Consider the following 23,854-nt stretch of genomic DNA (forward strand, 5'->3'; position numbering starts at 1 on the left):
AACGCCTAGCTGGAATGAAGATGCACAGATTTTGTGTTCTGCTCTTTGTCGGCAGGTTTGGAAGGCACCACAGTCTGGGCTTCCGTTTCCACTGGGTCAGTCACCGGCCTTAGTTTTTGAAAGTGCATGACCAGACGGAGCATAATAGGATACGTCGCCAGCGAGAAAAACGTCGCCACCACAAGAGATCCGATAATCAGCGGCGAACCGACTTCCAACAAGAGCTGTTTCACTGTTTCCCACCAGCCGCTGAAACCTTCAAACTCCAGGATCCGGGCAAAATCGTTTTGCGTGAGCGAACCGCCCACATAATAAGTGCCAATTTTATAGTCGAACCAGTAAATGGGAACGATCGTCAGCGGATTCGAAACATATACAGTAATCAGTGAAGCAATCTGGTTGAATCGAAAGAAAGGACGCATCAAAAACGCAAAACAAATCACCATCAGCATTTGGATGCCGACCGTGGGCGTCAAGGCAATAAACATCCCGATCGCCGTACCCAGAGCAATGGAGTGCGCACTGTCATCCAGCATCAAGATCGAACGCAGAAGCATTCGAGGGCTGCTTTTCCAGGATAATTTAGAAGACGACATATACGGCAATTCAAATGGCGGATTCAGGGGCTTAATCTAGATGGTTGTTCACATCACTTTACCGAGGATTCGGATTAGTTTATCGGCACTATCCCGGGAAAATTCTTCAAGTTGATGGAATTATTGGTCTAGAGAGATAATTCTGCTTCGGTCAACTCTTTCAATTGATCCAATTATACGGAATGCAACCGGCGGCAATAATACAAATTGGAGTTTTCTCCCAATCAGCATCTATTCTAATTAAGCTATTTCACATTAGGCAACTGAAATTGCCAGTCCGTCTGATTCAGGAACAGGAAAAAAATGCGAATCTCAGGCCCGTTTCACTGGGAGATCCACTCGATTTAGATGTACACTTTGAAAGCATCGTCTCGATTTTCCAGAGAGTTTTTCGTTCCAACCCTGAAATTTGGTTTAAGGTTAGGTATGCTCTGTAAGACATTTTAATGAATTCTTCTTGCTCTCAATTGATACTACATAATCCGTGTTTTCACGATTTTCTGAAATCACGGGTGACTGGAATTGAACTATGGTAGAAAACTTGGAAATTTTTGAGGTAGAACAGGCTGCTCCCAATCTGGTGGTAGTCCCCCAAGGCTCGACCATGCAATTTCAATACAGCAATGTTCAAGTAGAATCCAATAAAGTACTGAGGTTGTTTGATTCGCCGGAAGTCAAGAATGTGATCATTGATCTCTCCCGCGTCGACTACCTCGACTCCATCATCATAGGCGCCATCATTCGTTTGCTCCAACGTGCGAAACAGACCGGCGGACATGCCGTCTTCTGTAATGCCTGCGACAACATGCAGAACATCCTCAAGTGCATCAAAGTCGGAACCCTCTGGCCTTTATACGATTCCCGCGAAGCAGCGCTTGCCGCGTTGAACGAGAATTCCTGACCTTCGCCTCCTTCCTGAAAATGAGTTTGGAATGCTGCCGTTTACAGCCGACGACTTGAAAGCAATTCAGACGGAAACGTTCATCGAACATCTCGACTACTTCGAAAGTCTGGCTTCGACCAACTCCTGGGCTCTGAATAACCTTGCTCCTCCTGTTAGCGAAAATCCGACGCGCAATATCAGTTTACCGCGTCTGATTCTCACTGGAAAACAGACTGCAGGCCGAGGTCGAGGCAGCAATGCCTGGTGGTCCCCTGAAGGGGGATTAACTTTCTCCCTCGTCGTCGATGCCAGCCAGATCCAGATTCCCCTCGAACAGCAACCCCTGATCGCACTCGCCACCGGACTCGCCGTCTGTGAAACGATCGAAAAATACCTCCCCGAATATCACCTGCAACTAAAATGGCCCAATGACGTCTACCTGCAGAACAAAAAAGTCTCCGGCATTCTGGTCGAAACCGCCGCCAACCAACCGGGGCTCGTCGTGATCGGAGTCGGCGTCAATTTAAATAACTCCTTTCTCTCCGCCGAAGAGGCTCTGCAATCGATAGGCACCTCGCTCTATGAAACCACCCGCCAGAAATATTCGCTGGCGAATACGCTCATCGACCTGATCAACGGCATCGAGAATCGACTCTATGATGTTGCCGGCGAAGAAAATAAATTCATGTCCTCCTGGCGAGAGTATTGCCTGCTGACCGGCAAAACGATTCGAATTAATACAGGACGCGAAACCAAACAAGGCGAATGTCTGGAAATCGACGACGATGGGTTTCTGATTCTGAAAACCGCAACAGGTATCGAACGTATCATCAGTGGCACCATCGAACATTTTTGATTGAATCTGGGAACCTATGAAAAAACTACTCATCTACCCCGCCATCGATTCCACAAGACTCGCCCGCATCGAGGACGTCTCCGACCAGTTGACCGTCTGTAACGCGTCGGAACTCTCCGCAGCACTCACCGAAATCAAAGACGCCGACGCTTTCTTTGGGAAAATCAGCCCCGAACTGCTCGCCGCCGCCGAAAACCTGCAGTGGGTCCAGTCCCCCACCGCCAGCCTCGAACATTACGTCTTCCCCGAACTCGTTGATCATCCCTGCCAGCTCACGAACATGCGCGGCCTGTTTTACGATGTCATCGCCGATCACGTCATGGGATTCGTCATCTGCTTCGCCCGCAACCTGCACCGTTATATCAGGCAACAAACCGAATCGAACTGGCAACCGATCGGCGGCGTAGCCGGCAAACCGAATTTCGTCACCGGACCGGGTCAGGTCAGCGAAGTCGATCGCAGTCATCTGCACCTCTCCGACTGTACTTTGGGTGTCGTCGGAGCCGGCAGCATTGGCGCAGAAATCTGTCGGCGTGCCGCCGCGTTCGGCATGCAAGTCTGCGCCGTCGACCCCATCGCTACTGAAGTGCCCGGCGTGGTGGATGAAGTCTGGAATGTCGACCGCTTGAATGATCTGCTGGATGTCAGTGATTTCGTCGTCATCGCCGCCCCGCACACGCCCCAGACCGAAAAACTGTTTCGCACCGCACAGTTCCGGCAAATGAAGTCAACTGGATATCTGATCAACATCGGCCGCGGCGCGATTGTCGATCTCACGGATTTAACCGCCGCCTTACAGAACGGCGAGATCGCCGGCGCCGGATTGGACGTATTCGAAATCGAACCCCTGCCGGCTGAGCACCCGCTCTGGCAGATGGAAAACGTCATCCTCACCCCCCACATCGCAGCCGCCTCCACCCACGTCCCCGAACGCCATCTCGAAACGCTGTTGGAAAACCTCCGTTGTTTTCTCGCCGATAAACCATTCCTGACCCCCGCTGATAAACAGAACTGGTTCTGAAAAAGCAGTGTTGATCAGGAGCAGTGACTGCAAAAATCGCACTTGACGCGAACCCGCGGTTCGCTAGTTTATCAAAACTTATGCGTCGCGCGCGAGAACAGTACTGGTTCAGGTGAAACTCTGAAACCGGTTTTAACCGCACCTGCAAAAAACCGCTTGTTTCAGCCCGATTTTCCAAATGAAATCCTCCAAAAGTTATTCGGGTCGACACACATCGGCGCATTACCAACATCGCCCAACCAACTCCCCGCACCATCCGGCACACACTCAACCACCATCCACCCCACAACAAAATCCCCTTTCCTCTTGACTCCTTCACACCGCTACAGACAATCTGATTCACAAACAACATTAGCAATCCCTCCCACCGGGAGCGGTACGGCGCAAGCCGCCATTTAACAACATCAGGAAAAACTCGCCCGATTTTACCCAAGAGACTCTCAACCACAGAGATGAACACTGTTAAGCTATGATTATGGGAATGGATCTAATTGAAATCGGAATGGAGATCGGCGAGCGTCTAGGCATCGACGATGAAAAACTGTTTTTAGACCATCATGAAACAGTACAGGATCTTTATTTCTCCACCTGTCGGCTCTTAAATGAACAATCAGAACAACATCAGGCAAAAAGTCTCTCAAAACCAGAAATTAACACAGTCGTCATGGCATCTGTTTCCAAGGTAACCGGAATTCCCGAAGCCGAGATTTCGTCCCGCACACTGTTAAGAGACATCTGTGATTAGAAGAAAGTCAATTCCGTCGTACCTTTCGGTATTGACTGCATCCCGCATGACTTACTAAACACCAGCACGGATTTCGTGCTTTTCGTGTCTTTCGTGGTAGCATAAAATAAACACGACCTGGCACCTCAAACAAAGAATGGACCATCAGGCAATGACCAACTCCGATCAACCAACACGGTCCTGGTTCAGCTTTCGCAAGCTTTGTGTGTTGTTGTTAATTGCAGCCGTATTCTGCCTGATTTCTTTCGCAGTCAGACACTGGCTTCCCGAAACTCCGGTCAGCAGGATTCGTGATCTGGGAGGCGAGATTCAATACACCAACAACTTCCCCCCGGTGTTCGGTTCACTCATTGGAGGCATCCGCAGTATCACCATTCCGAGTTCGAAAAAGGTACAAGTCACGGACGAAATCATCAGCTCATTGGGAGAGCAACCACGTTTATCGGTACTGACCTTAGGGAACTTACAAAACCCGACTTCAATCACAGACCACGGACTCGTTTCTCTGAAAAACTATCCTCTCCAATATCTCAGCATTACCGGCGGTTCCATCACGGATGCAGGTCTCAATGAACTGAGAAAGATTCCCACACTCTCGGTACTCTCATTGAATGAAGTTGATATTACAGGAGAACAATTCCAAGCAACCCCTGCCTGGAGCAAGCTGGAAATCTTGCAACTGAATGGCTCAAAGCTCACCAATGCAGGATTGAAACAACTCTGTACTATTCCCAACCTGTTTTTTCTCAATCTCAGCAATACTTCCATTGATGGTGACAGCTTACAACATTTATCGAATTTAAAAAAACTCTCAGACCTGAACCTCGACAACACAAATATCACCTCCGAATCACTCAATCATCTGTCAGCCGTCAAGCCCCTGCGTACCCTGAGCATGCAGGGCACTGCGTTTAACGATGCCCATGTAAGGCAGATTTCCAATGTAAAGCAAATCGAATTTCTGATGCTGAGTAATTCACAAGTCACAGATCAAGGGCTGATTCCTCTGACAAAAATGGAAAACTTAAAAAAGCTGTTTCTGTCAAATACGAGCATCTCGGATGCAGGTGTTGCACACCTGATCCAATCTAAAAGTCTGCTGAAGTTAGATCTGTCATCAAACACACACATTACAGATGACGTCATCCAAATCCTTTTAAAAATCCCTCAACTCAAAGTACTCAATCTCTCTGAAGGGCAACTTTCTGACGATGCGATACGCTCCCTGCAAAAATCTGGAATGATATTCTACTTTATGGAACCTTCATTGTTTTCAACCATGTATACCGCCGGCGGGATCTAATTTAAAGAACACCACGGTTCACTGAATTGCCAGACCGAAAATCTCTCCCCTGAGATTTCTTTACTCAACGAATACAATCGCGATAGAATAGGGGGAGCCTGCCAATCCCTGATGGACCTGCCAACAGGGGAAACATGATACCGGGATAATGTGCTATGTTCACTCATCACACACCAGCTACCCCTGAGAACATTGCTCAGCCAACACGGTCCCGGTTCAGTGTTCGCAAGGTGATTACTCTGCTGTTGATTGCTGCCGTTTTTTGTCTGGCTCCGTGGGGACTAAAACGCTGGCGGTCGAAAGCTGTGGTAGAAACGATTCGAAACAACGACGGTAGATTCTATTTTAGCCATGGCTTGTGCCTGAAAGGCTTCTGCCTCGCACCACACCCGAAACTGGAACCGTTTACAGGCACCATTAGTTCGATTTACCTTCCAGGAACTGTAGACTTTCAGGTCACTGATGAATTCATCGATTCCCTCGGCGAGCAACCGCATTTATCGTCTCTTTCTCTGGGAAGTAAAAAATTCCCTACAACAATAACAGACCAGGGGCTCGCCGCAATCACAAATTTTCCGCTCACTGATCTCACGATCCACGGCGGCTCGATTACCGACTCCGGTTTAAATATGCTGAAAAAGTGCTCCAACCTCAAAGTCCTCAGTCTCCATGATCTGGAAATCACGGGAGAACAGTTTCACGCCGCATCTGCACTCAAGAGTTTATACACTCTACATCTATCTAATATTAAACTTACCGAGTCAGGTTGGGAAAATATTTCTGCGAGCCCCAATCTGGTGTTGCTTGATCTCAGTCAGACTTGTATCACAAGGGATGGATTACAGCATTTATCAAAATTGAAAAAGCTGGCGCATCTCAGTATCGCTCAATCGGAAATCGAGGCCGATACCTTGAAGTATCTGGCAGATGTGAAGTCACTCAAGCAACTGAATTTAACCGGAACATCAATCAACGATACCCATCTGCGACAGATCGCTAATCTGAAATCTCTCACATTTTTGTTACTAAACGATTCCTCAATCACAGATCAGGGGCTCATTTCTCTAGCAAAGTTGAAACAGCTGAATCGACTGCGAATGGAAAACACAGGGATTACCGATGCAGGGATCAAGCACCTGATTCATTTCGACCAATTAACTCATCTCGAATTGTCAAGTACCAAAATCACCGACAAGGCGAAAGACAGCCTGTTACAAATCCCCCTGCTCAGAGAAATTCGAGCCCACAACACCAAGATATCAGCAAACGTCGTTGAATCCCTGCGCGAGGCAGGTATCACAGTTCATTGTTATAATAGTCGTTACCGAATATTAGACTCCAAATCCTTGAGAAAGCGCATCGCTTCAAACACTCTAAAGTGAATTTCCATTTCTAACCGGTTCAATATCGAACAAATTCCCCCGGCAGTCACAGATGCCGTTTTGTTGTTCATTTCGGGTGTTTTGGTCCATACTCTGCCGACTTATTCTGAAGAGAGTGATGTTTCTTAAGCCAGCCCCTGATATCGCCATTCCCAAGCATTTTCTGATCCCCTAAACTAACCGCACCAGTCTTATCACAAAACACGCATTGCACTATCAAGGAAGATCGTATGTCTGTCGTGGCAGAAGAACTCGAGAACACACCAGCCGCCAGCAAAAATGTGCGGGTTCTGGCGGCAGGCTTTATTGGCAATATTCTCGAATGGTACGACTTCGCCGTTTACGGATTCTTCGCCCCCACGCTGGGCAAACTCTTTTTCCCTTCCGACAATCCCACCACGTCTTTAATTGCCGCCTTCGGCGCGTTTGCCGCCGGCTTTTTGATGCGGCCCGTCGGCGCGGTTCTGTTCGGACATATCGGCGATCGACTCGGACGGAAGAAAGCACTCACGCTCTCAGTCATGATGATGGCCGTGCCGACACTGCTGGTCGGCGTGTTACCCACGCATGCACAAATCGGCGTCACCGCCGCGGTCCTGATGGTGTTGTTACGCATGATTCAGGGAGTTTCCGTCGGGGGCGAATATACCAGTTCGTTCGTCTTCCTCGTCGAACATGCCCCACCACACCGCCGCGCCTTTTTTGGTTCGTGGAGCATGATCGGCGCCACTTGCGGCATCCTGCTGGGCTCGGCCGTTGGCGCATTAATCAATACATTCACGACCGACGAACAACTACTGGAATGGGGCTGGCGGATTCCGTTTCTATCCGGGGTGCTGGTCGCTTTCGTCGGTTACTTCATTCGGCACGGAATTCCCGAACAGCCTCTGTCGGAAGAACTCTCCGAGCAGGAAGCGTATTCACCACTGAAGGAAGCATTTGCCAGCCATAAAAAAGAAATGTTACAGTCATCCGGCATCAATATGATGAACGCCGTCACGTTTTACACGGTCTTCATCTATCTCTCATCCTGGCTCGTCGAAGAAGTTGGCGAAGACCGCGCCGAAGCACTCGACATCAACACCATCAGCATGGCGGCGTTAACCCTGTTTGTTCCCATCGCTGCGATCCTGGCCGATAAATTTGGTCGCAAACCATTTCTGCTGATCGGCTCCGCCGGCATCGCGCTGTTCTCGCCGACGCTGCTCGGCTTGATGCACCATCACAATTTTGCGCTGATCCTCACCGGGCAAATTGGATTCGCACTGCTCGTCGCCTGCTTCGCCGGTGCTATCCCCGCAACAATTACCGAGCTCTTCAAGCGGGGCGTGCGCGTGAGTGCCGCCAGCGTCAGCTATAATCTGCCGTTCGCCATCTTCGGAGGCACCGCACCGATGGTCGCCGCCTGGCTCGTCAAAGTCACAGGCAACCCGCTCTCCATCGCCTGGTATCTCTCCGCCATCGCCGGCATCACCTTTTTCATTATCCTCACCGTCAAAGAAACCAATGGCAAATCGCTGGATGAATAAAGATCGTGCTACATCCCAACTCAATGTGTGCCAATCGTGACTGACCATAGTGCCGGTCCAAGTCCAGATTAATCCCACCAACGTGGTTGCTGTAGGGGCTGCCCCATGTGTCAGCCCGCAGTGACAGCATGCAAATTAAAATTAAGAAACGAACGCTTCAAACGCCCCATTCTTTACATGATAAAATCCAACCCTCGAAAGGCGGGCGGACACACAGGTACTGCCCCTACACTGACCCTTATTTCGTGCTTTTCGTGGTAGAAAAAAATTCTCATCCAGATAAGACAACGCGTTTCGACGGTCGACGATTCGAAAAGTTTTGCGAAAACTCTCCGCTGATCACAGCATCGGCTCACCTGTCTCGGCGGCAAATTTCATTTTCTCGCCTTTGTTGAGCAACACGTTACTGCCTTTCTGCTCTTGCAGTACGAACCGGCTCAATTGCCCGTCGAAATAGTCTTTGCCTGCTTGTACATTCGCATAATGTGCGGCGACGGTCGCCGGGTCCAGTGCATAATCGTAAAAGGCAACTTCGTCAATCACGCCGGTGAATGGCTCGCGTCCGATTAGCGTTTCGAACCGATCGGAAATCAGATTGCCGATGACCGCCGGCTTGGAGCCGCCGCTGATAATCATCGTCCCCACCGGGAAACGATGGCTCATGCGTAGTTTGCCATCGATGTAAATCGCCTTCACACCGGTCCATCCGTTATACGTCGCTACGATATGATGCGGTTTACCATCGCGGATTTCTTCCAGCGTGGGTCGCCCCTCTTTGCCGTCTAACGGCATATCCAATTCGCTGTAACCCATGCCCGACAGAAACAGACCAAACGAAAGGCAAGGGCCGGATCCTACCGTCGGAATTTGTGTGATACCGGCTTTGTCGTCATTCTGAAAGCTCAGCAAAATCCGATAGCTGCCATCTTCTTTGCGAAAGATTTCGTCATAATCGAAGGGGGCTTTCTTTTGAGGTGTATTCGGAGTCTTCCACTCGGAAATCACCAGTGCTTCGACGGTGATACCGGTCGAAACGGAAAAATCACCGGTGCCGACTTCTTTACCACCTCCGCTTCCCAGCAGCAGACTAGCATCAGGTCGATTATTAAATCGGACGGCACCCGCTCCCACTAAACCGGGAACCCGCCTGGTATTTTTACCAGCTTGAATCGAACGATTGCCAATCGAATCAATTAACGGTTCTGCCTTTGGTTGATCGAAGGTCCAGAAAAAACGAGGCAGGCGGCCGCGCGGCTTCACTTCAACCTGGCCATCCAGAACATGCACGTAGGTCTCAGCCGCCTCGTTGACACTCACTTCGTATTCCGTTCCCCGATCAACGACCTCAACGCTGGGTGTCTCCAGCGTAAAAGATTCGGTTCCGTTTGTTCGCCGTGCCGACAACGTACCGGAGAACAGCGTGCCCTGGTTCTTACGTTCCATACCAAACAGCGCGGGGCTCTCGACAGAGATATCAGCGCCTCCTGAAAAGGCCACTTCCACATTCCCCGAAGTCACCTTCACCGTGCCCGGCTGAAAATGGTGCGTTAATGCGGGAGATTTTCCGATCAATTCCCATCTTGCCTGAGCCACCTCGGAAAGCGTGGCCACTTCATCCGGGGGCACCGCATTGTCATCGAAATAGTATTGGGACGACTCCGCGACAACCTGGGGAACTATTTTCTCTTGCAAAGGTTTTTTCCTGAGCAGAAACAACCCCACCGCCAGCAGACAGACCACCAGACAAAGCGTCTGCATGATGGAAAGCCGTAGCGATTTTTTTTCTGTCTCAGGTTCCGCGTGATATTGATTTACCGATTTTTCAATCGCCGACGAAGAGAGCAGTTCACCCGATGTGACGGCACTGGCCAGGCCCATATGCAGAAAGATATAGTCCAGATATTCCTGCCGATACTCGGGGTGGTCCAGCAACAGACGTTCCAGAGTCTCCATTTCGGATTCCGTAATGATTCCCGAACATTGTGCGTCAGCCAGTTCCCAGATCTGTTCGGAGACCGAATTTTCGGGTTTGGTCATGAAGACACCTCGCTGGAAAGACGACGGTTTACACAATCAAATAATGCTTTCCGGATTTTTTTGATCGTTTTATAAATCGCATGCGAGGAACATTTCCAACGGTCCGCCACGGTGGCTGCCGTTTCCTGTTCCCCGTAATAGGCATCAATCAATTCCCGCTCACGGGCACTTAGTTTTTTCAGACACTGAGTCAGTGCTAACTGCCGCTGGCTCTGTTCTTCCATCATACTCGAAACATCTTTCGCCAGCTCAGTCACCAGACTGTCACTGAAAATCAAACGCTTGTTCTGATACTTCCGGCGATATTTGCGCACCTGATTAAAGGCAATCCCATATGCCCAGTTGAGAAAACTGCGGTCGGGATCGTATTCAGGAAACTCTTTCCACAAAATTACGCACGTTTCCTGAAAAATGTCTTCCGCAGCGGCCACATCCAGTACCAGTGCCAGGATATAACCATAAACCTTCCGATCATCCCGGGAAAACAGACGGAAAAATTCTTCGCTCATGACCGGATTATTCAGATGCTCACTCATGTCGAAGTTAAGTCTATCACTACCAGGGTGTTGGAGGGAATTGGATCGGGAAAGAAATCAGCGCAGCAGAGAACGCAAAGGTGTCTCCGCTATAGTATGTGGCGCGATTCACTCCGAATTGGTACCAAAAAATGCGCGATTTTCCAAATTTTCAACGAAAATTCAAAACTGATGGTACTAAATCAAAAATCAGCGCGCCATATACTTAATGAGGACGCGCTGTGGCTCTCCCCTGACCCCACTCCTCGAAACAGAACACAAATGAAAAACGTTTAATAACGACCGAGGAGTCTTTGACTAAATAATAACCGCATACTTTTATTTCCGGTTTAGACCAGGGAGAACGAATGTCAGTCGCTCGCAAACAAAATCGTCACCAACGTACCGCGTTTACATTGATCGAACTACTGGTGGTGATTGCCATCATTGCTATTTTGATTGCCCTGTTACTTCCCGCGGTACAACAGGCGCGCGAAGCAGCCCGCCGCAGTACCTGTAAAAATAACCTGAAGCAACTGGGACTGGCGCTGCACAACTATCACGAAACGCATCGACTGTTCCCTCCCGGCATGATTTATCGCGTCGTCACCCCGTCATCCCCTGGCGGCAAACGAACTCCCTTCTGCGTGCACCTTTTGCCTTACATTGATCAGGCCAACATTTACAACCTGTACGACCATAATCAAAACTGGCACGCCACCGTCCATGACCCGCAACCCGCCGGCAACGGGGTCCGCCTTGTTCCGATTCCCGTCTGGCAATGTCCGACCGACCGTGAATCGATCTGGAGCGCTAATCCTGATGGCAGTATTCGTGGAAATTACGCCGTCAACTGGGGGCAGGGGACCTTCGGCAATCAAATCAAGCCATCTCCTTTTCGAAATACCTTCGGCGCCCGCATGCGGGACATAACCGACGGCTCAAGTAATACTCTGGCAATGATGGAAATGCTCAAGCCGGAAACCAGCGCAGACGACTATCGCGCCTGGATCTGGAATGATGAACCGGAATCCGTAGTGATGACCCGCGTTGGTCCGAACAGTTCAGCCCCCGACCTGGTGACACATTGTGTTTCCGAAGCTGGCCGTCTGCCTTGTACGGGTTCCATCGCCGGTCCAGATCGCAGTAACGCTTCGCGGAGCCTTCACGTTGGTGGAGTCCACGCGCTACTCTGCGATGGTGCCGTACGATTTATCTCCGAAAATATCGACCTCAATACCTGGCAAAGCCTGAGCAGCATGAGTGGCGGCGAAGTGATCGGCGAGTTTTAAACCGCGCCATGTATAACTCAACTTCGTGTCCTTCGAAACGTTTTATGCTGTGTTCCGTCATTTGACAGAAAAGGTGATTTCAGTGCGTATTCAGAATTTGATCCTATTGTCCCTTTGCACCGCGGTACTGTTCCTGACCGGTTGTGGGAAGAATGACGCCTTCGAACGAACGAAGGTAGCAGGCATGGTGACGCTCAACGGAGATCCGGTCAAGCAGGGCGTCATCACGTTCATTCCCACAGGTAAAGGTGCGACTGCCGGTGCGAGTATCGAATCGGGAAAATTTGTCATCCCTGAAGAAACAGGCCCCAGCCCCGGCGAATACCGCGTTGAAATCGATTCCAGTGTCCCCACCGGCAAACAGATTCTGGACACCGATGGCGAAACCATGGTAGACGAATTTGAAAACGGCATCCCACCCCGGTTTAACCGGCAGACTGAACTGAAAGTCACTCTCAAAACAGGCAATAATCAACATTTGTTTGATCTGGAAACAGAGTAGGCATTTTTTTCCAAACAGATCAACCAGAAGCCGACTTGTCGGTTATAATCGATTACCCAAAAACATGAGGCATTCCGACTCAGGTTCGGCCCATTTATTCTCCCACTCTGAGAGAAATAGAAAAGCACATATGTTTTTTTTCACCCAGCGGAACATCAAACCCACACCACTGTTTTTGAGCATCTTCTGCCTGTACTCTCTCCCGACAGCGTCTGCAGCAGAGTTCCCGTTTGAAAAACAAGTGGCACCGATCCTCCAACAGCACTGCATTGAGTGTCATAACGACAGCACTCGCGACGGCGGCCTTTCACTGGAAAGCCACAGCAGTACTCTCAAAGGAGGCGAAAGTGGCAGTGTGCTGGTAGCAGGCAAGCCGAACGAAAGTTCGCTGTTGGATTATGTGACCGGCCCCGAACCGGAAATGCCCAAAAAAGGCAAGCCGTTATCCGAAGTGGAAATTGAAACCCTCAAACAGTGGATCAAAGCCGGCGCCCCCTGGCCGGACGGCACGCGGATTCGCGAAGCCCAGCTTTCGCAAACCGACTGGTGGTCGTTCCAGCCGCTGCAGAAACCAGCGGTCCCGTCACTCTCAGCCAAAAATCAAAAACGGGTTCGAACTCCCGTCGATGCCTTTCTGCTCGCCCGACTGCAGGAGAAAAACCTCTCCTTTTCCCCAGACGCCGACCGCCGTACTCTCATCCGTCGTCTCTATTTCGATCTGATCGGACTCCCTCCCACACCAGCGGAGATCAACAATTTTGTCAATGATTCCCACCCGCGTGCCTACGAACGGCTCGTCGATCAACTGCTGGCTTCGCCCCGCTACGGCGAACGCTGGGCACGTCACTGGCTCGACGTCGTGCACTACGGCGACACACACGGATACGATAAAGACAAACTCCGTGAAAACGCCTGGCCTTATCGGGACTACGTCATCCGGGCCCTCAACGACGACAAACCTTATTCAGAATTTATTCAGGAACAACTCGCCGGCGACGTCATCAAACCGTACTCCACCGACGGCATTCCTGCCACCGGATTTATCGTTGCCGGCCCGTTTGACTGGGTCGGGCAAATAGAAATCAATGAAAAACTGATCGAGAAAAAAATCACACGCAATCTCGATCGCGATGATATGGTCGCGACGGTCATGAATACCACCGTCAGCCTGACAGTCCAGTGCGCCCGCTGCCACAATCACAAATTCGATCCGATCGCCCAGGAAGACTATTATGGTTTACAAGCCGTCTTCGCCGGCATTGACCGTGCCGAACGGGAATACGATCCGAATCCCCAGACAGCAGACCAACGCCAGAAACTGTTGGCAGATCAAACCAAAACCCGGAACGATTTCAAAGATCTCTCCGAACTGATCCGATCACGCGGGGGAAAAGAACTGGCTGCACTGGACGCCAAAATCGACCAGGCGCTGAAAGCCAAACAGGGGCAGGGGGTCGAATATGGTTATCACAGCAAAATTGAGAAATCGGACAAGAGCCAGAAATGGATACAGCTCAACTTCAAACAGCCGATCACCGCAGAGCAGATCACGCTCTTTCCCGCCTATGATGACTTTAACAGCATCGGTGCCGGCTTCGGTTTCCCCCAACGGTTCAAACTGGAAGTATCCGACACGGCCGACTTCAAAACAACGAAAACCATCATTGCCGATCAGACACAAGCGGATTATCCCAATCCCAAAACCCGAATCGTTGAATTTGACCTGAAAGGCCAGAGCTTTCAACACCTGAGAATGACGGCCACAAAACTCGCACCCCGCTCAAACGATTTCATTTTTGCACTCGGCGAAATCAAAGTCCTCGATTCTGCAGGCAAAAATATCGCCAGGCAAGCAACTGTCACATCCCTTGATTCCATCGAAGCACTGCCACGCTGGTCGCGCAAGAATGTGAATGACGGTCATTTTTATCAAAGCCCCGATTCCAACGGGGACCTCCAAAAACTGCAGGCAAAACGAAACCATTTAGTCTCCAACCTGTCCACTGCTGAAGAAAAAAAGACAATGCTGCAGCAGAGTCTCAAGTTAAAGCAGATCAAAAAGAAACTGGACCAACTCCCGAAGCGTCAGAAAGTTTTCGCAGCCGCCACCCACTTTTCTCCGCGAGGAAATTTCAGACCGACTGCAGGAGAACCGCGACCCGTGTTTCTACTCAGTCGTGGTAGTGAAAAAGCGCCTGTGAAAGAAGTTCAACCAGCGACTTTAAATCTGATCGATGGACTCCCTGGCGATTTTCAACTGAAAGATCCGGAAAACGAAGGCGCCCGCCGGCTTGCCTTGGCACAATGGATCACCCGCCGCGAGAATCCACTGACGTGGCGGTCAATTGTGAATCGCATCTGGCAATACCATTTCGGTAAAGGCATCGTTGATACGCCGAATGACTTTGGAAAAATGGGCTCGCTCCCCACACATCCCGAACTGCTCGATTATCTCGCCCGCCGATTTCGTGACGAAGGGCAATCGCTCAAATCATTGCACCGCATGCTGGTCTTAAGCACCGCCTATCGGCAGTCATCGCGCTCCCATGAACGAGGCAATCAAATTGATGGCGATAACCGTCTGCTCTGGCGAATGAATCGACGCAAACTGGAAGCCGAAGCCATTCGCGATGCCGCCCTGCAAGTCAGCGGAAAGCTGGACCTCACCATGTTTGGCCCGGGAGATCGGCTGTTTGTATTAGAGAAACCGCAACACTCGCCGCACTATCTTTATGAAAAATTTGATCCTGCGACCGCCAAATCATTACGTCGCTCAATCTACCGCTTTGTCGTTCGCTCGGTGCCCGACCCCTTTATGGAATCGCTGGATTGTGCCGATCCTTCTCAGATCACGCCCAAGCGGATTCCCACTTTGACAGCGCTGCAGGCACTCTCTCTACTGAATGATCAGTTCATGGTGAGCATGTCCGAGTTTTACGCACAAAAAGTGGAAGCGGAAGCAGCAGACTTGCCGGCTCAAATCAAACTGGCTTTCGAAACCGCATTAGGCCGTACGCCAAACAAAGTAGAACTACAGATTTTACAGACTATTGGGAAACAGCATGGCATGAAAAATATCTGCCGTCTGATCTTCAACAGCAATGAATTTATCTTTATCGATTAATCAACATAGAAAGTAATCTCATGGATCGTCGTGAGTTTTTAATGTCGGCTGGGGGAGGACTGGGGGGAATTGCGCTCGCCTCTCTGCTGCAGAACGATCAACTACTTGCCGCTGAATCATCCAAAACACAGATACTGCATCACCCGCCGCGTGCCAAACGGGTCATTCAACTTTATATGTCGGGTGCCGCCAGTCAATGTGATACCTTCGACTACAAACCCGAACTGATCAAAGATAACGGCAATGCCTGGGACCCCGGCGAACAGGTGCAATTGTTTCAATCCTCGCCAGGCAAAACCATGCAGGCCCCCTGGAAATGGAAACAGTACGGCGAATCAGGAAAATGGATCAATGAGTGCGTCGCACCATTGGGTGACTGCGTCGATGATATGGCATTCATCCATAATATGGTCAGCAAGTCGAACGTGCACGGCCCCGCCACTTTCATGCAGGCCACCGGGTTCATCCTGCCCGGCTTTCCCGGCATGGGTGCCTGGATCAGCTACGGTCTCGGCAGTCTCACCGATAATCTACCCACGTTTGTCGTACTGCCTGACCCGCGCGGCTTTGCTCCCAACGGAGCCGCCAACTGGTCTGCCGGTTTTTTACCCGCCAGCAATCAGGGAACCATTATTCGACCGAATTCCGAGACCCCCATTTCCAATTTGTTCCCACCCAAAAATGACTTTATCACCCGTAAAAGCGACCGCGACGTCCTGGCGGCGTTAAAACAATTGAATCAGCGCCACGAACAGGAACGCACGGGAGACTCACGGCTCAACGCACGGATTCAATCCTACGAACTGGCTGCTAAAATGCAGTTACAGGCACCGGAAGTACTCGATCTTTCGAATGAAACGAAAAGTACACTCAACATGTACGGGCTGAATTCCGTCGACTTTGAAGTACAGGAAGGCATTAGTGAAGCCGCCGAAATCGCATACTTTGGTCGAAACTGCCTGGTGGCGCGGCGTCTGCTGGAGCAGGGAGTGCGGTTCGTGCAGATCTGGTCGGGAGCCGACAACGGATTTCCCCGCCGCAACTGGGATTCCCATGAAGACATCAAACGCGATCACTGGCCTTTAGGGCGTGGCATGTCCATCGGCGCAGCCGCGTTGATCAAAGACCTGAAACAACGTGGTATGCTGGACGATACCATTGTGTTATGGACCACGGAATTCGGCAGAATGCCCTGCAGTCAAGGCAGTAAAGGCCGCGACCATAATCCGTTCGTCTTTACCAACTGGCTGTCAGGTGGTGGCATTAAAGGGGGCACGACCTATGGTGAATCAGATCAATGGTCTTTCAAACCCGCTGATCCCTCGAACCCCACGATGTGTTATGACGTGCATGCGACGATTCTGCATCAGTTGGGAATCGATCATGAAAAACTGACGTTCCGACATAATGGCATTGATCGCCGTCTGACCGATGTGCACGGGCATGTCATCAAAGAGATCATTTCATAAACCGTCAATAAAAAAACGAGTGGCCGGTTTAATACCGGCCACTCGCATATTACTTAACTTGCAGTTAAAGTCAGTCTTCGCTTATTCGAAGTTGCCTTTGGTCAACTGGGCATCCAACCAGGGGCCGGAGAAGACTTCTGAAGGACGCAGTTCAACAGTTGCATCAGTGTGACCTGATCCACCTGAAGCGGATCCAGTGAAACCTGGGTTCAGGAAGCCATCACCATTCAAGTCGACGATTGCTTTGACACTACCGTCTGCCATCAGGATGTTGCAGATCTTGTTACGGCCACGACCGTGCCATGCATACCAGTCGCGAGAATCCTGTAACCACAGAATACCATCAGTTCCGGGCGTTCCAGCTCGGTTCGGATCTGGAAGTTCTGCAGGAATGGCACCAACAACGTTTGTACCGGCAGGCATCAGATCGATGGCTCCACCAGTTCCCGCAGCTGGATTCCAGTAAGCAGGACCGTCATTGAAGGACTCAGCCAGTCGTTCGCCGGCTTCTACGAATCCTGGAATGGAGTGTGACAAAACAGCTTCGCCCACATCACCAGGAGCACCACATCCCATGAAGGGAACGGCTGAAGAAGAAATTCGTGATGAATCCAGACGACGAATCGTCAGAGGACCTAAGCTACCGCCAAAACCTTTTAAACCAGATGAAGTGACACCAGCATTGGTTTTTGCACCAGAGCGAACCAGGAACCAGCTGGATGCATAGTTTGTTCCATAGCCGTCTTCCAGCAGTTTCGCAACTTGCAGAATACGAGGAGCTGTACCTTCTGTCCCTGAAGTCCAGGTAGCACAGACACCTTCCAGCAGACGCGCTGGTGGGGCATTGTCTTTATTACTTGTATTGGCCACACCAATCATGTCGTTCAATTTTTCTGAACCTAACAGTGTGGAAGAAGGGCACAGCATCTTCTGAGGAAGACCAGCACCACTGTTAACCATGTCGGCGACCCAACCCCAGGTGTCAGGACATCCGTCACGACGGAAGTCATAAGCTCCGGTACAGTACCGTCCGCTGGGATCGGTAGAAGCGAACGAGTGCATGGAGAGACCGAACTGACGTAAGTTACTTTTACACTGTGAAGAACGTGCTGACTCACGAGCTGCGAAGACAGCGGGAATCAGCAGAGCAGCTAATAATGCAATGATCGAAATCACTACCAGAAGTTCGATCAGGGTAAAACCTGATCGGTTGACTTTTCGAGAACGCGAATTTTTCATTTTGTTTCCTGTTGTTTAAAAGAGTTTGACTGATACGCGAACAATGAAGGCTAAAAACAAATTACTAGTAAAAGAAACAGGTCATCCCCATCAATTAGGCTGTTGATGTTTGATTCTGATCTGTCCCCCCTGAAACTCACTTCTTCTTTTCACTTCTGATTGAATTCAATCTCTTACTTTGCCTTGAAGTTTTCGTTGCCGGCTGAAATCTTCAATTGAGAGTACGATATCGAGCGTGTGTGAAGTTTTTTCCACCCGACCTGTTAAGAACCAATGAATAATTCGTAGCAAAATTGATCAAATGGGGCCTTTTGTTATGGTTTAATGAATATACAGCAAGGTTTTCGCGCAAATCTTCATAATTATGTCTGGTGAATTACCGAGCCGATGAGAGACAAAACTTGAATTTCCCATGTCGCGCCGCCTATAATCAAGGTAAGAAAACGCCAGGCAGCCCGCCCACCTTTGCCTGGCTTAAGTCACCTGCTCAATTAGAGTTACACTGCGATTGAGCTACCCCACTTTGGGTAAAGTGGCGGACCGGTATTCACTCGTGTTTGGTTTTGAGACTTGGAAATCATTCCGCTTAACAGAAAATCCGGGATTGCAGTTGCTTTGATCAGACTCCAATGTCTGTCAACAACCGTCTCGTTTCTTTCTGCATCACGGCACTGAATTTCGACTCTCAGCGGTTGACCGAAAGAAGAATTATGGTCGTTCGAACGTGCTCATTTTTATTACTCTGCCTGATCGCTTCCGTTGTATTTCTTTTTCAGAGTGCCTCTGCAGAAACGGAAACAACAACAGACGATTTCGATTTTGCAACCGACATTCGCCCGCTCTTATCCGACGCCTGCTTCTCCTGCCATGGCCCCGATGAAGAACACCGCGAAGCAGAACTGAGATTGGATTTAAAAGAAAGTGTCTTCAGTTCGCATGACGGACACGCACTGATTGTCCCGGGTAAACCAGCCGAAAGTCTGATCTATCAACGCATGATTTCTACCGACGACGACGAACGAATGCCACCCGTTGATTCCGGTAAGAAACTGTCTAAATCGGACATTGAAAAAATCCGCAAGTGGATCGCCGCTGGTGCTCCCTGGGCCTCTCACTGGGCCTTTCAACCTCCTGAAAAACCAGAGTTGCCTCACGTCCAACAACCACAGCTCGTTCAAAATCCGATCGATGCTTTTGTGCTGGAAAAACTGGAACAACAGCAGTTAACGTTTTCCCAACCCACCGATCGCATCACACTCCTCAGGCGGCTGAGTCTGGACCTGACCGGCCTGCCGCCCAGTATTCAGGAAGTCGATCAATTTCAAAACGACAAAGCCCCGAGCGCCTATGAAAAACAGGTCGAACGTTTGCTTGCTTCACCGCATTACGGCGAGCGCTGGGGCCGCATCTGGCTGGACGCCGCCCGCTATGCCGATTCCAACGGCTATGAAAAAGATGCTCCACGCGAGGTCTGGCTCTATCGTGACTGGGTTATCGACGCCTTCAATCAGAACATGCCTTACAACCAGTTTATTCTCGAACAAATCGCCGGCGACCTGCTGCCCAACGCAACACAGGATCAGATTATTGCCACCGGCTTCATGCGAAATTCCATGCTCAACGAAGAAGGGGGCATCGACCCTGAAGAGTTCCGGATGGCAGCCATGTTCGATCGAATGGATACCATCGGCAAAAGCGTGCTCGGCCTGACTCTGCAATGCGGTCAATGTCACACTCACAAGTATGATCCCCTGACCCAGGAAAATTACTATCAGATTTTTGCCTGCATCAATAATTCCTACGAAGCCAGTATTCGCGGCTACACCGATGAAGAACAGGAAAAACGCCTGTCGCTCTTTCAGCAAATCGATACGATCGAACAGTCACTCAAAGCAAAGCTGCCTGTCTGGCCTGCAAAAATGGCCGCCTGGGAACAAGCAGTTAAACAAAATCAGCCTGAGTGGACTGTGTTGCAGCTGACCAATACCGACAGTAACTCTCAGCGCTATTTCGATCAACCCGATCATTCGATGCTGGCGCAAGGTTATGCCCCCTCAAAATTCACATCCAATTTTGAAGCTACCGTGGATGCTTCTGAAATCAAAGCGATTCGACTCGAACTTTTAAATCATCCCAACCTGCCTGCAGGCGGTCCCGGGCGGTCGATCGAAGGCTTGTGTGCTTTGACTGATATCAAACTCACGGTCGTCAATCCGAAAGATCCGAAACAGACAACCAGCGTCAAATTCTCCGAAGCCACCGCCGACTTCAGCAATGAACGACAGCAACTGCCACCAAAGTACAGTGATAAAAAAGGAGTCCGCGGTTTTACAGGCCCCGTGGCATATGCCATCGACGGCGATAACACCACAGCCTGGGGCATTGATGCCGGTCCCGGACGCTTCAATCAGCCACGTGAAGCTGTTTTTCGTGCAGAAAAACCATTTGGTTATCCGGAAGGTACGAAACTTAAAATCAGTCTGGTACAGATGCATGGAGGCTGGAACAGCGACGATAATCAAACTATGAATCTGGGACGTTTCCGTATCTCCTACAGCAAATCTGCAAACGCCAAAGCCGATCCGGTTCCTGATCAGGTCAGACAAATTCTGCAGATTCCCCACACGAAGCGCACACCACAACAACAGGATCAGGTCTTCAGCTACTGGCGTACAACCGTCCCGGAATGGACAGCTGAAAATAACGAAATCGAAGCCCTCTGGAAACAGCACCCCCAAGGCGCCACTCAACTGGTGTATCAGGAACGACCTGACCCCCGATCGACGCACCTGCTGGATCGCGGCGACTTCCTTAAAAAGAAACAGGTCGTCCAGCCGGGAGTCCCCGACTTTCTCAACACATTACCCCAGGATACTCAGGTGAATCGTCTGACGTTTGCCCGCTGGCTCGTCGATCGCAAATCACCGACCACCGCACGTGCCATCGTGAATCGCGTCTGGCAGGCCTATTTCGGGAAAGGCATCGTCAGTACCAGCGAAGATCTCGGCTCACAGGGCGCTGCTCCCACACACCGTAAACTACTGGACTGGATGGCGGTCTGGTTTATGGATCAGGGTTGGGACCTGAAAAAGTTACACACGTTGATCGTAACTTCGCGCACCTATCAACAGTCCTCTCAAGTCAGTCCGGAACTCTATGCGAAAGATCCATACAACCGCTTCTTTGCCCGCGGCCCCCGCTATCGAGTCGATGCAGAAATCGTCCGCGACATCGCACTCAAAGCCAGTGGCCTGCTCAATCCTCAGGTCGGTGGCCCGTCCGTCTACCCGCCGGCCCCCGCGTTTCTGTTCGAAAAGCCGGCCAGCTACGGACCCAAAACCTGGATCGAAGCAAAAGACGATAATCGCTTCCGGCGAGCAATTTATACGTTCCGCTTCCGCTCGGTTCCTTATCCCATGCTGTCAGCCTTTGATGCACCCAATGGTGATATCTCGACCGTCAAACGGACTCGTTCAAATACGCCTTTGCAGGCGTTAACCACCCTCAACGAAACCCTGTTTATGGAATGCGCAAACGGACTGGCAGAAACGGCACTGAAACAACAGGACGCGACAGACGTACAACGCATTGAAACCGCTTTTCGTCGCTGTGTTTCCCGTTCTCCTTCCGCGTCTGAAAAACAGGTATTAAACCAGTTTCTGACCAGGCAACGCACTTATTTCGCTGAACATCCGGAAGAAGCCAGGCAGATTTCCGCACAGAAAAAAACAAAAACGGATACGACAGATTTCGCAGCCTGGGTCGCGCTCTCACGCGTCCTGCTCAATATGGATGAAACGATTACTAAAGAATAATCACTGGCTTTCAAAGCAACTGTTCTCTCAAAAAAACGCAGTGATTTTACTGTCAGAATAAAACAGGTAAAGCATGATGAATCAAAATCAACACCCGGCCCACCCCATCGCACGACGCTGGTTCCTGCAACAATGCGGCGTCGGTGTGGGAGCCATCGCCTTACAGCAGATGTTACAGGAATCCGGCTACGCGGCTCCCGCAAAAACTGGTGAAATTGAAGACCCCTTAGCACCCCGCCAGCCACACCATCCCCCCAAAGCAAAGAATATTATCTTCCTGTTTATGGGCGGAGGGCCCAGCCATCTGGAACTGTTTGATAACAAACCGGTCTTGGGAAAATTTGACGGCAAGTTGCCCCCCGAAGAACTTCTCAAAGGCTATCGGGCCGCGTTTATCAATCCCAACTCGAAATTCCTCGGCCCTAAATTTAAATTTGCAAAACATGGCAAATGCGGTGCGGAACTCTCGGAAATCCTGCCGCATCTGTCCGAAGTCGTCGACGATCTCGCCATCGTGAAAAGTATGAAAACCGACGCCTTCAATCATGCACCCGCTCAAATTCAAGCGTTAACCGGCTCACAGCTCTTCGGCAAACCCAGTCTGGGTGCCTGGACCATCTATGGACTGGGCAGCGAATCCAAAAACCTGCCGGGCTTTGTTGTTTTCAGTTCCGGAAATAAAGGCCCGAGTGGCGGAAGTTCCTGCTGGGGTAGCGGCTTTCTGCCCACCGTTCATCAGGGCGTCATGTTCCGTGGCGGCCAGGAGCCCGTGCTTTACCTCAAGAATCCTCCCGGCGTCTCTGAGCAATTACAGCGTGATTCACTCGATACCTTAAAAGCATTGAACCAGAATCATCTGGAGCAGGTTGGCGATCCTGAAATCGCAACCCGGATCAATTCCTTCGAAATGGCGTACCGCATGCAGTCCAGTGCTCCCGATGTGATGGATATCACCCAGGAAACAAAACAGACCCTCGAAATGTATGGCGCCGAACCTGGTAAAAGTTCATTTGCCAATAACTGTCTGCTCGCCCGCCGACTCGTCGAACGTGGCGTACGCTGCATCCAGCTATTCCATGAATCCTGGGATCAGCACGGCGGTCTTGTGGGAGGCTTGAAAAACAACTGTAAAGCCACCGACCAGGCTTCAGCAGCATTGATTAAAGACCTCAAACAACGTGGTATGCTCAAAGATACGCTTGTTGTCTGGGGCGGTGAATTCGGACGGACTCCCATGGTGCAGGGGGGGAACGATGGCCGGGATCATCACCCCAATGCCTTTACCATGTGGCTGGCTGGCGGCGGCATTAAAGGGGGCACGACCATCGGCCGGTCTGATGATTTCGGCTTTAATGTCATTGAAGACGAAGTTCCCGTCTATGATCTGCATGCCACAATTTTACATCTGCTTGGCTTGAATCCGGAACGACTCTCATTCCGCTTTCAGGGACTTGATCAACGCTTAATCGGCGTCAATCCGGCAAAAATCGTCAAGAAAATCCTGGCCTAGAAAATCAGACCTGAAAAAAAGAAAACCCCTTGTGCG

At 50.5% G+C, this 23,854-nt stretch carries 17 protein-coding genes; 13 read left to right on the plus strand and 4 right to left on the minus strand.

The window, feature by feature from the left end:
- Positions 1-5: 5 nt before the first annotated feature.
- Entirely contained in the window at positions 6-557 is a 552-nt protein-coding gene (locus tag Enr17x_RS24145; protein WP_198000767.1) for a DUF2062 domain-containing protein, read from the minus strand.
- A 568-nt stretch (positions 558-1,125) separates the two neighbouring features.
- Between Enr17x_RS24145 and Enr17x_RS24150 the strand changes: the two genes are divergently transcribed.
- The 7 genes from Enr17x_RS24150 (at position 1,126) to Enr17x_RS24180 (ending at position 8,315) form a co-directional block, all read left to right on the plus strand.
- Positions 1,126-1,497, plus strand: a complete 372-nt coding sequence (locus tag Enr17x_RS24150; protein ID WP_145312236.1) for an STAS domain-containing protein — start codon at positions 1,126-1,128, stop codon at positions 1,495-1,497.
- A 31-nt stretch (positions 1,498-1,528) separates the two neighbouring features.
- Positions 1,529-2,335 carry a biotin--[acetyl-CoA-carboxylase] ligase gene (locus Enr17x_RS24155; RefSeq protein ID WP_145312237.1) on the plus strand — a complete coding sequence of 269 codons (807 nt, stop codon included), beginning with the start codon at positions 1,529-1,531 and terminating at the stop codon, positions 2,333-2,335.
- 16 nt (positions 2,336-2,351) lie between these two features.
- Positions 2,352-3,356, plus strand: coding sequence for a D-2-hydroxyacid dehydrogenase (locus Enr17x_RS24160; protein ID WP_145312238.1), 1,005 nt, complete (start codon positions 2,352-2,354; stop codon positions 3,354-3,356).
- Positions 3,357-3,837: 481 nt separating this feature from the next.
- Positions 3,838-4,101, plus strand: a complete 264-nt coding sequence (locus Enr17x_RS24165; RefSeq protein ID WP_145312239.1) for a hypothetical protein — start codon at positions 3,838-3,840, stop codon at positions 4,099-4,101.
- 151 nt (positions 4,102-4,252) lie between these two features.
- A complete protein-coding gene (locus tag Enr17x_RS24170; RefSeq protein WP_198000768.1) occupies positions 4,253-5,404 on the plus strand; it encodes a leucine-rich repeat domain-containing protein in 1,152 nt (383 codons plus the stop codon).
- Positions 5,405-5,559: 155 nt separating this feature from the next.
- On the plus strand, positions 5,560-6,786 hold the full coding sequence (locus Enr17x_RS24175) for a leucine-rich repeat domain-containing protein (RefSeq protein WP_145312241.1): 1,227 nt from the start codon (positions 5,560-5,562) through the stop codon (positions 6,784-6,786).
- A 230-nt stretch (positions 6,787-7,016) separates the two neighbouring features.
- Positions 7,017-8,315: an MFS transporter gene (locus Enr17x_RS24180; RefSeq protein WP_145312242.1), complete on the plus strand. Its 1,299-nt coding sequence runs from the start codon at positions 7,017-7,019 to the stop codon at positions 8,313-8,315.
- A 339-nt stretch (positions 8,316-8,654) separates the two neighbouring features.
- On the opposite strand, the gene Enr17x_RS24185 is transcribed toward Enr17x_RS24180, so the two are convergent.
- The gene (locus tag Enr17x_RS24185) at positions 8,655-10,352 is read right to left on the minus strand and encodes a LamG-like jellyroll fold domain-containing protein (protein ID WP_145312243.1); all 1,698 of its coding nucleotides are present in this window, start codon (positions 10,350-10,352) and stop codon (positions 8,655-8,657) included.
- The gene (locus Enr17x_RS24190) at positions 10,349-10,888 is read right to left on the minus strand and encodes a sigma-70 family RNA polymerase sigma factor (RefSeq protein WP_145312244.1); all 540 of its coding nucleotides are present in this window, start codon (positions 10,886-10,888) and stop codon (positions 10,349-10,351) included. Before Enr17x_RS24190 ends, Enr17x_RS24185 begins: the two co-directional genes overlap by 4 nt.
- A 347-nt stretch (positions 10,889-11,235) precedes the next feature.
- On the opposite strand from Enr17x_RS24190, the gene Enr17x_RS24195 reads away from it, so the two are divergent.
- From Enr17x_RS24195 to Enr17x_RS24210, 4 genes are all read left to right on the plus strand, one after another.
- On the plus strand, positions 11,236-12,159 hold the full coding sequence (locus Enr17x_RS24195) for a DUF1559 domain-containing protein (protein ID WP_145312245.1): 924 nt from the start codon (positions 11,236-11,238) through the stop codon (positions 12,157-12,159).
- A gap of 82 nt (positions 12,160-12,241) precedes the next feature.
- Positions 12,242-12,661 carry a hypothetical protein gene (locus tag Enr17x_RS24200; RefSeq protein ID WP_145312246.1) on the plus strand — a complete coding sequence of 140 codons (420 nt, stop codon included), beginning with the start codon at positions 12,242-12,244 and terminating at the stop codon, positions 12,659-12,661.
- Between the two features lie 130 nt (positions 12,662-12,791).
- Complete coding sequence (locus Enr17x_RS24205; RefSeq protein ID WP_145312247.1) at positions 12,792-15,785, plus strand: PSD1 and planctomycete cytochrome C domain-containing protein; 2,994 nt, start codon at positions 12,792-12,794, stop codon at positions 15,783-15,785.
- A 20-nt stretch (positions 15,786-15,805) separates the two neighbouring features.
- Positions 15,806-17,254 carry a DUF1501 domain-containing protein gene (locus Enr17x_RS24210; RefSeq protein ID WP_198000769.1) on the plus strand — a complete coding sequence of 483 codons (1,449 nt, stop codon included), beginning with the start codon at positions 15,806-15,808 and terminating at the stop codon, positions 17,252-17,254.
- 81 nt (positions 17,255-17,335) lie between these two features.
- Here Enr17x_RS24210 and Enr17x_RS24215 read toward each other — a convergent pair whose 3' ends face one another.
- Positions 17,336-18,493, minus strand: coding sequence for a DUF1559 family PulG-like putative transporter (locus Enr17x_RS24215; RefSeq protein ID WP_145312249.1), 1,158 nt, complete (start codon positions 18,491-18,493; stop codon positions 17,336-17,338).
- 710 nt (positions 18,494-19,203) lie between these two features.
- Here Enr17x_RS24215 and Enr17x_RS24220 point away from each other — a divergent pair.
- Together Enr17x_RS24220 and Enr17x_RS24225 are read left to right on the plus strand one after the other, a co-directional pair.
- Positions 19,204-22,308 (plus strand): PSD1 and planctomycete cytochrome C domain-containing protein, encoded by a 3,105-nt coding sequence (locus Enr17x_RS24220; RefSeq protein ID WP_145312250.1) that lies wholly within the window; start codon positions 19,204-19,206, stop codon positions 22,306-22,308.
- Between the two features lie 76 nt (positions 22,309-22,384).
- The gene (locus Enr17x_RS24225) at positions 22,385-23,818 is read left to right on the plus strand and encodes a DUF1501 domain-containing protein (protein ID WP_145314142.1); all 1,434 of its coding nucleotides are present in this window, start codon (positions 22,385-22,387) and stop codon (positions 23,816-23,818) included.
- Positions 23,819-23,854 lie beyond the last annotated feature (36 nt).

The sequence above is a fragment of the Gimesia fumaroli genome (genome assembly GCF_007754425.1).
In the GTDB taxonomy this organism is placed as follows: domain Bacteria; phylum Planctomycetota; class Planctomycetia; order Planctomycetales; family Planctomycetaceae; genus Gimesia; species Gimesia fumaroli.